Source organism: Peribacillus sp. NPDC096447, from assembly GCF_044762725.1.
Classification (GTDB): domain Bacteria; phylum Bacillota; class Bacilli; order Bacillales; family DSM-1321; genus Peribacillus.
Window position 1 is genome coordinate 909,641 of record NZ_JBIWEV010000001.1, and the last position, 11,863, is coordinate 921,503.

Below are 11,863 nucleotides of genomic sequence, written 5' to 3' on the forward strand. Positions count from 1 at the left end.
TCTCCTTCTTGTCATTTTGTACTATCATTGAAATTGCCTTAGCAACTTTTTTATAAATGGTACAGTGGAATTCGGTGTGCAAATGTTATTATGAGATATAATAGGAATAAAAAACAGTACGTACTTTAAAGTGATATAGGCACCTTTTAGTACCTATAAAATAAGGAGAGTATCCAAATCATGCAAAAAAAGAAATACAATATATCCGTTGAAGCGACACTTGAAGTAATGGGCGGAAAATGGAAATGCGTTATCCTCTGCCATCTGACCCACGGAAAAAAACGGACTAGTGAATTGAAGCGCCTTATGCCGAACATCACCCAAAAAATGTTGACCCAACAATTGAGGGAGTTGGAAAAGGACGAAGTCATCAATCGTATCGTTTACAACCAAGTCCCACCTAAAGTGGAATATGAACTTAGTGAGTATGGGCAAAGCCTGGAAAGTATCCTATCCGCACTATGTACGTGGGGGGAAAATCACATAACCAGAGTGTATGGAGATAAGTTTTCCGTTCTAGAGGAAAGTGTATTGAATGATCAATTAAAGTAATCCCAAACAAAAAAAGATTAGCTCGAAGTGGCTAATCTTTTTTTGTTTATAACGAATTCTCCTGGTTTAACTAATAATGAAAGCTAGCCCTGCACCGTATGAGGCACCTGTTTTATTCCCCTCTTTCTTTTTGGTATAATATGTAATATCGCATCATTTAAAGTTTTTATTTTTTAATCGAAGAAGTATAATGGTGAAACCAAGGAGTGACATATGAGGGTCTTATTAGAATTGATACGCATCATATTAATATTCGGGATAGCCGGAACAATCATTTCAAGCATTGTAAACGGCATATATATAAACATAGGAGTGAATCAGTATGGCTGGATAGGATCGATTGCGATACTGCTTTTATTATTCGTCTGGTATAGAAATAAACTTCAGTTCAGTGGCTGGTACTCGGGAAAAGGGAAGGAAAAGCTTCCAAAAACGGCCTCACAAATACTCATTCTGTGTTCACTATTATTGTTATGTGCCCCACCTGTCTTAAGTTTGGTGCCGATGATCTTTCATTAAACGGGATTTTATATCTTGGATAGAGCAGGAGTGAACGATTTGCGGAAATTGTTTAATATTGTGGTCCTCATACTCCTACTCTCTGGATTATGGTATGGATATGGTAAAGATATTCAGGAGTCTGGATTCAAAGCGGGGGTTGGTGCCTTTGCATCAGATGTTCGTTCCTTTATAAACGGGCCCGAGGTTTCAACCGCGTTGGAAAAACTGAGTACTGGAGTCAGCAGCCTGATTGGCTCGCTGACGGAAACATTGGATACCGTCTCTGAAAAAGAATCGCAGGAAACGGAAAAAGTGAAAAAACCAGCACTGGAAGCACCTGCTGATGCATCCTTCTCAGTCCGTAATATCGAAATTGGTGACACGAAGGATGATGTAGAAAAATTGGCTGGTGAAGCTAAACGGAATACGCGGAATGAATATGGCGTGGACTGGTTCGCATATCACGAAAATTATCAAAACTTCTTCATGGTTTCCTATGATAACGACAATAAAGTTGTTGGTTTATATACGAACCAAGATTTGATTTCCTCAAAGGAAGGCATTAAACGCGGCACTCCCAAAGAAACCGTGACTGGGAAAATGGCGGAGCCTGTAACAAAACTGCTTAAAGGAAACGTCTATTACCAGATTCAAAGTGACAGCGGCGAATACGATATGTTTGAAATGGATAATAGCTATGTGACCATTTTTTATGACAAACATGAGAAAAATACAGTCACGGCAATCCAAATCATCGACGCAAAACTCGAAAAGCAAAAGAGCGGCTATTTTGCAGAAGCCGGTTCCGGATTAAAGAAGGGCTTTGAATATCAATTATTCGATTTGACCAATGCCTCACGGGTCAATCATGATCTCTCAGTGCTTTCATGGGATAAACAAGTAAAGGTCACTGCACAGGATCATAGTTCAGATATGGCCGTGAATCAATACTTCAGCCATACAAACCTTGAAGGAGAATCCCCTTTTGACCGGATGGAAGATGACAAAATCAATTTTCGAATGGCGGGGGAAAACCTGGCTGCCGGTCAGAATAGCAGTATCTTTGCCCATGAAGGCCTGATGAATTCCATTGGACACAGGGAAAACAAATTACAGAAGGATTTTGAATCGCTCGGTGTCGGAGTTGCCTTCGATGAGGAAGATAAACCATATTATACGGAAAACTATTTGACGAAATAAACAAAAAAGCTGTGCAAGGGAAAATCCTGCATAGCTTTTTTCATACAAGAGGGCATCCATTTATAAAAATGGATGCCCATGTTTTAAATCACCAAACGAATAATCCAACGACCATGGCACTTAGCAAGGAAACAGCCATCCCGCTAACCAGCAACTTCCAAACATTCCTTCCGATAATGTTCGATTTCTCATCATTGAGAATGGAATTGAATGTTCCATAAATCATGCCCACTGTACTGAAGTTGGCAAATGACGTCAGATAAGTGACAGCCACAGCGACTGTATGCGGTGGCAGTGTACTGACTTTATCTTTTAAATCGAGCAAGGCAACGAACTCATTTGTGGCAAGCTTGATTCCCATCAATTGAGCGACATACATGGCATCATGTCCAGATAATCCAAGCAAGAATGCAAATGGACTAAAAATGACAGAGAAAATCTTTTGAATGGTCAATCCATCCACGAAGAAACCGAAAATGCCGTTTACGCTGGCCGTTAACGCCACATAGCCGATAACCATTGCCATGATGACGAAGACCATTTTGGCACCAACCAACATACTGTTGGAAATGGTGGAAAAGAAATCTTTACGCTCCTCTTTGGAAGGTACATAAACGACGTCTTCTTCTTTACTGACATCGACGGGATTCAGCATGTTAGCTATCAGCAAGGCATTTAAGCAATTCAAAGGTATCGCTACAAAAACATAGGTTGCCGGTACCATAGACAGGTAGGCTCCAATGATTGAACCGCTGATGCTGCTCATGCTCATGATTCCAAATGTCAAAAGACGCTGATCCTTAATCGCACTGAGTTGAAGGCGGAGTACGGCAAGTGCCTCAGTATTTCCTAGGAACATCATCTGAATCGAAAAGAAACTCTCAAGTTTTGGCAAGCCGGATACTTTTGAGATGAGCCATCCCACTTTATCAATGATCCAGGTAAGTATACCGAAATACGATAAAACATCAAAAAACGTGATAATGAAGATAATTGGCATCAATGCGCTGAAAAAGAAATCCACTTGTTCATTTGCCATAAGTGAAGGAAAGACAAAAGAAATCCCTTCATTCGCACATTCAATCAACCAGGTGAAGAATGAAGCGATCAGATTGATGACCCACGCCCCTATTTTTGTCGATAACATGAACCATGTGATAAGCAATTCAAGAACCAGCAAGGTAAGAATGGCTTTCCACTTAACGTTCCTTTTATTAGGTGAACAAAGGTAAACGATGCCCATTACAACTAAAACACCTAGTATATTCAATAAGAAATACATGCTTTCATCCCCTTTGGCTATATCATTTCCCATTCGTTTTTTTTATATAAAAAGCCCTCACCTTTTTACACTTTCAGCCGCAGGAAGAAAGTGTGAAAAAGTAAGAGCCTTTATTCAGACATGTTATATGGATCACAAGCGAACCAACATAAACCTGTCCATCTCTTCTATTTTCATACTTCCTTGTAGTCCGGCATTACGGCTGCCAGGTAGAAACTATCAGACCATCGTCACTGATATTATACAAGGATATTTTTAAAATAAATTTCTTAGGAAAGATATCATTTTAAATCAGTTTATTTTTAATTACAATACGTTTTAAAGTTGTTATATTAATATAAATTTTTTGAAAACAGTCAAGAAAGTCTTAGAAGGACCGATGTTGGGTAATACTTAAGAAAGAGCTAGCTTAAATTATAAACGGACCCATCTAAAGAGTTCTTTAAATAAGCTTCCCAGTTGTTTCAATTCATCCTTCTGACCATTACATCTCCTTTGCAGGAAATAAGGACGTGAATTTTTTGTGGACTTTTTTAATAGCCAGGAAACTCTTACTGCAATCCAGTGGACTTTAAGAGCCATTATATCCTTCTTCTTCTTACTTTTTTCGGTTAAATTGATGGGGCAACGGTCCATTTCCCAGTTAAGATTACTTGATTTCATAATGGCATTAATTATTGGAAACATTCTTGCCCACCCTTTATCAGATGAACAGTTAGGTTTAAAGGGTTCAATGATTACGACCTTTGTTTTAGTGATTTTATATATAATTAGTGTGTTTACGGGTCTTAAGTGGGGCAAAATCCGAAGATTTTTTGACTCCGCCCCCTTTCCACTTATCGAAAATGGGCAAATCATTTACAAAAGCTTAGCAAGGGCCCGAATCTCCATCGATTTTTTATTATCGGAATTAAGAAAAGAAAAAGTCGAAGATATTCAAAAAGTATCTCTCGCACTATGGGAACCGAGTGGTACCATTTCATTGTTCTTATATCCTCAATATGAAGCCGTCACCCCAGCAGATATGCACCTAGCAACAAATGCCTTCGCTTTTCCTAAAACGATTATTAAAGAAGGGAAGATTGATTCTAAAGAATTAAATCGGGGCGGTAAAGACGAAGCATGGCTGAAAAACAGAATCAAAATAACATATAATGCCGACGTGAACGATATTTTATTGGCAACTCTTGATAATAACGATAACTTAAAGGTCTTTTTCTACCAATAGATGCTAAAAAACACTTTTCAGCCAAAATAAAATCCCCTCAAGCATTGTGTAAAGCATGCATATGAATGCAGGCTTTACACATGTTTAACTTAAAGGGGATTTATAAACTCGCTTACTACTCCGACCAGTTCAGTGTATTTAAAAACTTATACACATCTTCATACACCTGTTCACGTTCTTTGCCCAATGTGATAATATGACCTGAATTTTCATACCATATCAAGTGTTTATGCTGCGTATCGACTTCATTGAAAATCGCTGTAGCACTCTCAGTATAGTCGGGATCATCCAAGCGCCCTTGTAAAACAAGAGTTGGTGATGTGATTAAATCTAAATTTTCACCTGTCTCATTTATAATATTCAGCACATCTTTTAGTTGAGGCATAGGCTCTTCTTCCAGCAGCTTCACTTCTGCAGCAATTTGGTCTGCATCTTTGCCCTCAAACTTCTTATAAGCCTGTGCATAATTGAGCAAGCGGTTCTTTTGTCGATCGATACTTTTCCCTTGCGTCGGAGCGCACATTGAAACTACGCCTTTTACAGGCAATTCAATTCCCACTTTTAATGAGAAAACTCCTCCTAAAGAAATTCCTACAACAGCAATTTCCTCATAGCCTTCTTCTTTAAGGAATTTATAGCCATTAACTACATCTTCCCACCATTCCTTTGGACCAGTCTGAACGAGTTCCTCACCAGACACTCCATGCCCTCTATAAAGAGGTCCGTGGCAAGTATAGTCGAGATCATTCAAGTATTTCCCTAATTTCTTCATATCTCCTGTACTTCCGGTAAACCCGTGAAGTAAAAGAACAGCTCTCTTTCCACCAATATATGTGAATGGCTCAGGTGCTTTCACTTTCATCTATCTAGGACCTTCTTTCTTTGCTCTTGTTGATAAATAGAATCTAAATGATTTTCGAAAAAAAATCAATTAATACCCCTTGAGTAGGGATTCTTCTATCCTATTCCGTATTTTCATTAAAACAATTAAATCATGTATATAGTATCCTTACCACACTCTTCACAACTCATCCGTTCCGAAGCACATTTTACTATGATTAAATTTATTTAGCAATCGTCATTTAACCATTTTTTTTAAGAAAAGTAAAATGCACCTTGTGATACGATGTACAACGTATTACACTTTAAAAATGAAAAGGAGGAGAATTTATTTGGATAAAGAATTAATGAAGGGAAGCATTGACCTCCTTTTGCTTTCACTTCTTTCACAAAAAAAGCTATACGGCTATGAAATCACGAAGATCTTGAAGGAAATGAGCATGGGCAAATATCAAATAAGTGAAGGCACCCTCTACCCCGCCCTTAAACGGTTAGAAAAAAAAGAATTCATAAAAGGCCATTGGAAAGAGTCCGAGTCAGGCCGCAGGAAATATTATCATGTCACCGAAAATGGACAAACCGAACTTGAACGGAAGCGAGAATGCTTTTTCTTCCTCGAAAAATTAGTTCGGAAAAGCACAGAGCAATTCTAAACAAAATACAAAGCTTCCTAGCCCCATTAATGAAACGGTGCAGGAAGCTTTTTTTGATGTTTACTCGTGAGTTTGGGCTAATTACTCGTGAATTTGTCCTGCACTCATAATTTCACACTGTTTATTCGTGAAATTCATGTTACACTCACGATTTTGAGCCGTTTACTCGTGAGTTCCGCACTTTTACTCGTGAGTTTTGCACATTTACTCGTGAATTTCACACTTTTACTCGTAAGTTTAGGCTATTTACTCGTGAATTTGCACTGTTTACTCGTGAATTCATGTTACACTCACGATTTTGAGCCGTTTACTCGTAAATTTTCACTTTTACTCGTGTATTTGCACTGTTTACTCGTAAATTCATGTTACACCACGATTTTGAGCCGTTCACTCGTGAATTCCGCACTTTTACTCGTGTATTTGCACTGTTTACTCGTAAATTCATGTTACACCACGATTTTGAGCCGTTCACTCGTGAATTCCGCACTTTTACTCGTAAATCTTTCTGTTTTATTCGTGAATTTGCACTGTTTACTCGTGAATTCATGTTACACTCACGATTTTGAGCCGTTTACTCGTGAGTTTTGCACATTTACTCGTGAATTTCACACTTTTACTCGTAAGTTTAGGCTATTTACTCGTGTATTTGCACTGTTTAATCGTGAATTCATGTTACACTCACGATTTTGAGCCGTTTACTCGTGAGTTTTGCACATTTACTCGTGATTTTCACACTTTTACTCGTAAGTTTAGGCTATTTACTCGTGAATTTGCACTGTTTACTCGTGAATTGTTACACTCACGATTTTGAGCCGTTTAATCGTGAATTTTCACTTTTACTCGTGAATCACACATGATCTTGCACGTTTTACTCGTGAGTTACTCCGTTCACGAAAAAAAAGGACCTAATTTGGTCCTTTTTTGTCTATTCCTTTATGCTTGCGATAATTGGCGCAGGAGAGCTTCATACATTCCCCTTGAACATGCGGGCCATATTTTTCACGAAAGGCCTCGAGGCAATAGCATTTATCTTCTTCTTTTTTTGTTCCATCCATGTAGTCCATCCCTCCTGGCATTTAACTGGAGACTACACGTTTCTCCAGTTCTACGTTGATTCGTCCCAAAAGTACGGCACCTATTGACTGAATGATGGTTTTCACGATGATTTGGCCGATAACCGCAGCGGGTACAGCTTCCCACGGTAATATATTGGCACCCATTGGACTTAGACCAATCACGACAAATATCACCGAATCGAAAAATCCTCCAACGATCCCGCTGTAAAACACCCTCCAACTCATCGGAAGTTTTAAACGGGTATAAATTTCCGTATCCGCTGTTTCTGCGACCATGAACGATAAGGCGGAAGCAAATACAATCAATAACGTATCCCCTAATAAAAATGATACACATGCAGATAAAATAAGTGCAGTGACGATACATATATAGGTCTTTGCGCGGCCGAATTTATTCTGGACCAGATCTCGGAAGATGAAGGTTCCCCCGATGAGCAATGTCCCCATCGGGATGATGAACATGCCAAAATGTAATGGCGCAAAAGCTGCTGTAACCACATTCGCCGTGATGATGGATACCAAATACAATAAAATTCTTAACATTTCTTAATTCTCCTTATACAGAAAAAACAGCACCCTAAGAAAGAGCACTGTTCTCCTTAGTTTTTTTGAGAGGGTAGCTAGAACCTCTTCCGCCCGGGCGGATTATCATTTTCCTTATTTATCGTAGCTTGAAAGCGATTGGAAATCAAGAAGTTTCCATACTGCCCTTTTATGTCACGGAGAATCCGGTCTTAGCAATGCATTTCAAATCTTCTTCAATGCAATGACTTTGCCGATTTCTGTCGCAAAAAACTGCTTGACCGGCTGTATATGAAAGACGACAATCAATGATAGAGTTAGGTTACGTTCTTGATATCTTATTTGGCGAGGAGGAAAAAGAATTATGAAAAAAACTACGTTTGTCTATCCTATTTATATCGCAACCACACCAGAGAAGCTTTGGGAAGCCCTGACGAGTGGTGAAGTCACGAAGAAATATCACTTCGGATGCCAAGTCCAGTCTGACTGGCAAGAAGGTTCAAGCGTCAAATATATGCTGGTAGATGGGCGGATTACTGATCATGGGAATGTACTTAAGTGTGATCCGTTCCACCTGCTCTCGTATACATGGAACATGGCAGGAGACGAAACACCTCGCGAGCAGCCTACACGGGTCACTTTTGAATTACAGAAAATGGATGATTCGACTGTAAAGTTAATGCTTAGGCATGAGGAGCTTTTGGAGACAGACTTTGTATATGATGACAATACCTTTGAAGGCCTGAATAATGGTTGGCCAGCCATTCTGAGTAACCTGAAGAGCTTGCTTGAAACTGGATGGACCCTGCCGCCAATATCAGTAGATTGGGATAGTGGAAAACAATAAAAAACAAATCGAAAGAGAGTTGATTTAGTATGGATACCCAAATAATTACGAAATTTAAGATAATCAAGCCAGCTAATGAAGTGTTTGAAGCCATAGTGAATCCTGAAAAAATCGGGAATTTCTGGTTCTCATCGAGTTCTGAAAGATGGGAACAAGGCAGGACACTTACATTGAGATACAACGAATACGATGCTGAAGTGGTTATTAATGTAATGGAAGTCGAGGAAAATAGGAAAATCGTGTTTGCGTGGGGCGGAAATGATGAAGAAACGATTGTTACCATTACACTAAAAGAGTTGGATAATACGAGTACAATTATTGAAGTGAACGAATCAGGATTGAGTGAAGACGACCCTGAAATAATAAACAAAATGATCGGACAAAAGGAAGGTTGGGTTTATACTTTAACCTGTTTAAAGGGTTATTTGGAAAATGGCGTTAATACTTTGAGAGCATCATTAGTTTTTTAATTATTAAAGGGTGCTGGTTCAGATGTATTAGGCATCCGTTAATCAAGCTCCTTCCTAGATGTCGATTGTCTAAATCAACTAATTTTTAAATGACTTTCCGTATGGTTTGACACGAAATTCAATCGGAAATCACTTTTAGATACATGCCCTTTGAAGCTTTTTTGTAGGCTTTAATTCCCATTCTCTGGACTTTTTCCGATAAACTGGATGCTCTTACTACTTGGGTTCCTTGAATAACGGAAGGATCAATGAGCCGCATTTTATTTTTCCGATGATATCGTATTCCACTTGATCTTCTTTCACCTTTACGTTACCATGGATCCGTTTTAACAGGTTTTGAACTTCATGGTCTTCAGTGAAGCTTAACAAGGACATGACCTCTTCATCTGTACCGAGTAAGTCATCAAGGCTGATCAATTTTTTAGCTAAAGCCAATTTTAAGGTCTTTGCCAAGATATCATAGCCAAATATATTAAGCGGGTTCATGAAAAAATCAATAACTTCGCTGTAATACGTTTCTACAAACCATTCCGCCGATTCAATATTATCCAGATACATCCTTCCATTTATTATGATTACATGTTCTAGAAATTCTTTAATGGCTTCGATTGTGATATATCCATATTGATACATATCGCGGAGAGTATAATCTACCCGATCGGCACATAACTCAGGTGCTGGCTGTTCAAGCAATTCCCATTTTGATTGAAAAATGACTTTACAATCATATCCATATTCCTTCAGTATAAATGGGATTTCGGATTCCATAATGACTTGATCATATATCTTTTCATGATAATCTTCTTCCTTACAATCCAGAACAAAATCAATAACATGTGAAAATGCAGTGTGGGATACGTCATGCAGCAAGCCCGCGATTTGTTCCTCTAATGAACCTCCAAGCGCTTTAATTAAAAGCATCACACCAATTGAATGGTCAAATCGTGTGACATCCCACTTCTCATTAACTAAATAACTTGCCCCGCCTTGATGTATCCCCTTCAATCTTTGGACAGGTTTGCTTACTATCAGCTCTTTCAGAACTCCCTCTACAATGTGTTCCCCATAGATACTATCCAAAACTATCAATAACTGCCGCCTCCCCCATTAGTTTACTCATTACAGGTAGGTGATTTCACTGATTTTTTTCTGTAAAAATTATTTCCCCCTTTTGATTTTGCTCATATTGCTTTCTTGCCAATTTTCTTAACTCCTCTTCATCATTCAAATCGATATCACCCGGATTGTCCTCATCAACTCCCTCCATGATCATCATTTCATTTATTATTACCTGATCTCGTGGAAACACTTTAATAAAGTCTTCTACAGGTTTTGTTTTATCTTTATACGGTTTAGTGAATAAAAAAAGGCCGGTCAAGACTATGAAAATTGATGCCAAAATACCGAATTTCTTTTTCATTTATTCATCTCCTCAACGCACTAATAATACCCTTATAATACCATATAAGGGTATTAACGGTAAAAAATAAGTCAAACGCTGCAATGTCCTGAATCCTCCCCTTTGCAACAACTGGTGGAATTCCGCTTCAATAAATGGTAAAGTTTTTCTTTAAAAACAGGAATTTATCATTCAATCTAATAATTGACATTTGGAAATCAGTGAGCTATCATCCTAATTAACCAGTGGTCAATAAATAGGAGGTGTCAAGATGTCGCCAAGGAAATCGGCAGGTAAAGAATTATCCAGGGAAATGGTGTTGAATGAAGCTAGAAACCTTTTTGCAACGTTAGGGTATTCGAATGTCTCAATGAGGCAATTGGCTAAATCATTGGATTGCAGCCATGGAGCCATTTATTATCATTTTAAAAATAAGGCGGAAATATTTTATAGTTTGGTAAAAACGGATTTTTCCGTATTAAATAATTTAATCGATGATATCATCATGTCGGAAAATGATCCTACTGTAAAAATGGAAAAGATTTTATTGTGCTTCTTGGAGTTCGGTTTAACCCAACAAAATCATTATTCCATCATGTTTTTATCGAAGGAAAAAGAAATTCAGCAGTTACTTCAATTTGATTCTAATAAAACATATGAAAAGCTAATCCAGTCCCTGACGGACCTAACGGACAACAAATTGAATCCTGCATCCATATGGTCGATTTTTCTTTCTCTTCACGGATTCATAACTTTTTATATTAATTCTGAGCTAACTTATCAAGATGTAAAAGGCTTAGCTTATTTTCATGTAAAAAATATCATCAGGAACATCATATAATTTTTTTGAATATTATTGACCATTGGTCAAATAAATTTTTGGAGGTTTTAATATGGTAAAGAAATTCCTTCATATTGAAGGACTCATGGTCCTTTTAGCGGTGATTTACATCTATTCGTTATATGAATTCAGCTGGTGGATTTTCCTTCTATTGATTTTATCGCCTGATGTTTCCATGCTGGCCTATCTGATCAATGATCGGATTGGAGCAAGGGTTTATAACTTATTTCATACTTATACCCTGTCCATCTTCATGATTTTGCTAGCCATTTTTCTAAAGTCTGATGCATTGATGCTGTTTGGTTTAATTTGGACCGCGCATATTGGAATGGATCGCTTATTTGGATATGGCCTTAAATACACATCATCCTTCAAAGATACACACATTCAAAGGTTGTAATAAGCTTAAAAGGCAGTGTGATTACGCATCACACTGCCTCCTGCTCTCTTTT

Annotated in this window: 14 protein-coding genes, 1 pseudogene and 2 riboswitches; of the genes and pseudogenes, 9 read left to right on the top strand and 6 right to left on the bottom strand. The window is 38.1% G+C overall.

Annotated features, from left to right (window positions below; genetic code table 11):
* Positions 1–180 precede the first annotated feature (180 nt).
* The 3 genes from ACIQZD_RS04515 (at position 181) to ACIQZD_RS04525 (ending at position 2,253) form a co-directional block, all read left to right on the top strand.
* Positions 181–552 (top strand): winged helix-turn-helix transcriptional regulator, encoded by a 372-nt coding sequence (locus ACIQZD_RS04515; RefSeq protein WP_034309370.1) that lies wholly within the window; start codon positions 181–183, stop codon positions 550–552.
* 213 nt (positions 553–765) lie between these two features.
* Positions 766–1,071: a hypothetical protein gene (locus ACIQZD_RS04520; RefSeq protein ID WP_402898671.1), complete on the top strand. Its 306-nt coding sequence runs from the start codon at positions 766–768 to the stop codon at positions 1,069–1,071.
* A 30-nt stretch (positions 1,072–1,101) separates the two neighbouring features.
* Positions 1,102–2,253, top strand: a complete 1,152-nt coding sequence (locus ACIQZD_RS04525; RefSeq protein ID WP_402899922.1) for a CAP domain-containing protein — start codon at positions 1,102–1,104, stop codon at positions 2,251–2,253.
* An 88-nt stretch (positions 2,254–2,341) separates the two neighbouring features.
* Here the strand turns inward: ACIQZD_RS04525 and ACIQZD_RS04530 are convergent, their stop codons facing one another.
* Positions 2,342–3,535, bottom strand: coding sequence for a nucleoside transporter C-terminal domain-containing protein (locus tag ACIQZD_RS04530; RefSeq protein ID WP_101223498.1), 1,194 nt, complete (start codon positions 3,533–3,535; stop codon positions 2,342–2,344).
* A 166-nt stretch (positions 3,536–3,701) separates the two neighbouring features.
* A riboswitch (purine riboswitch) is annotated at positions 3,702–3,802 on the bottom strand.
* Between the two features lie 256 nt (positions 3,803–4,058).
* On the opposite strand from ACIQZD_RS04530, the gene ACIQZD_RS04535 reads away from it, so the two are divergent.
* The gene (locus ACIQZD_RS04535; RefSeq protein ID WP_402898674.1) at positions 4,059–4,763 is read left to right on the top strand and encodes a DUF421 domain-containing protein; all 705 of its coding nucleotides are present in this window, start codon (positions 4,059–4,061) and stop codon (positions 4,761–4,763) included.
* 115 nt (positions 4,764–4,878) lie between these two features.
* Here the strand turns inward: ACIQZD_RS04535 and ACIQZD_RS04540 are convergent, their stop codons facing one another.
* Complete coding sequence (locus ACIQZD_RS04540) at positions 4,879–5,625, bottom strand: alpha/beta hydrolase (RefSeq protein WP_402898676.1); 747 nt, start codon at positions 5,623–5,625, stop codon at positions 4,879–4,881.
* Between the two features lie 310 nt (positions 5,626–5,935).
* Between ACIQZD_RS04540 and ACIQZD_RS04545 the strand changes: the two genes are divergently transcribed.
* Positions 5,936–6,256 (top strand): PadR family transcriptional regulator, encoded by a 321-nt coding sequence (locus ACIQZD_RS04545; protein ID WP_137018710.1) that lies wholly within the window; start codon positions 5,936–5,938, stop codon positions 6,254–6,256.
* Positions 6,257–7,161: 905 nt separating this feature from the next.
* Here ACIQZD_RS04545 and ACIQZD_RS04550 read toward each other — a convergent pair.
* Together ACIQZD_RS04550 and ACIQZD_RS04555 are read right to left on the bottom strand one after the other, a co-directional pair.
* Positions 7,162–7,311, bottom strand: a complete 150-nt coding sequence (locus ACIQZD_RS04550; protein ID WP_155726451.1) for a hypothetical protein — start codon at positions 7,309–7,311, stop codon at positions 7,162–7,164.
* A 21-nt stretch (positions 7,312–7,332) separates the two neighbouring features.
* Positions 7,333–7,875 carry a VUT family protein gene (locus ACIQZD_RS04555; protein WP_402898681.1) on the bottom strand — a complete coding sequence of 181 codons (543 nt, stop codon included), beginning with the start codon at positions 7,873–7,875 and terminating at the stop codon, positions 7,333–7,335.
* A gap of 50 nt (positions 7,876–7,925) precedes the next feature.
* Positions 7,926–7,968, bottom strand: a riboswitch (PreQ1 riboswitch).
* Positions 7,969–8,218: 250 nt separating this feature from the next.
* Between ACIQZD_RS04555 and ACIQZD_RS04560 the strand changes: the two genes are divergently transcribed.
* On the top strand, positions 8,219–8,701 hold the full coding sequence (locus ACIQZD_RS04560; RefSeq protein WP_402898683.1) for an SRPBCC family protein: 483 nt from the start codon (positions 8,219–8,221) through the stop codon (positions 8,699–8,701).
* Between the two features lie 29 nt (positions 8,702–8,730).
* Positions 8,731–9,171, top strand: coding sequence for an SRPBCC family protein (locus ACIQZD_RS04565; RefSeq protein WP_402898686.1), 441 nt, complete (start codon positions 8,731–8,733; stop codon positions 9,169–9,171).
* A gap of 118 nt (positions 9,172–9,289) precedes the next feature.
* Here ACIQZD_RS04565 and ACIQZD_RS04570 read toward each other — a convergent pair.
* Positions 9,290–10,260 (bottom strand): annotated as a pseudogene (locus ACIQZD_RS04570) (HD domain-containing protein).
* 46 nt (positions 10,261–10,306) lie between these two features.
* Entirely contained in the window at positions 10,307–10,591 is a 285-nt protein-coding gene (locus ACIQZD_RS04575; RefSeq protein ID WP_402898689.1) for a hypothetical protein, read from the bottom strand.
* A 250-nt stretch (positions 10,592–10,841) separates the two neighbouring features.
* Between ACIQZD_RS04575 and ACIQZD_RS04580 the strand changes: the two genes are divergently transcribed.
* On the top strand, positions 10,842–11,411 hold the full coding sequence (locus tag ACIQZD_RS04580; protein ID WP_402898692.1) for a TetR/AcrR family transcriptional regulator: 570 nt from the start codon (positions 10,842–10,844) through the stop codon (positions 11,409–11,411).
* Positions 11,412–11,463: 52 nt separating this feature from the next.
* Positions 11,464–11,811 (top strand): DUF4260 domain-containing protein, encoded by a 348-nt coding sequence (locus ACIQZD_RS04585; RefSeq protein ID WP_402898695.1) that lies wholly within the window; start codon positions 11,464–11,466, stop codon positions 11,809–11,811.
* Positions 11,812–11,863: the final 52 nt, after the last annotated feature.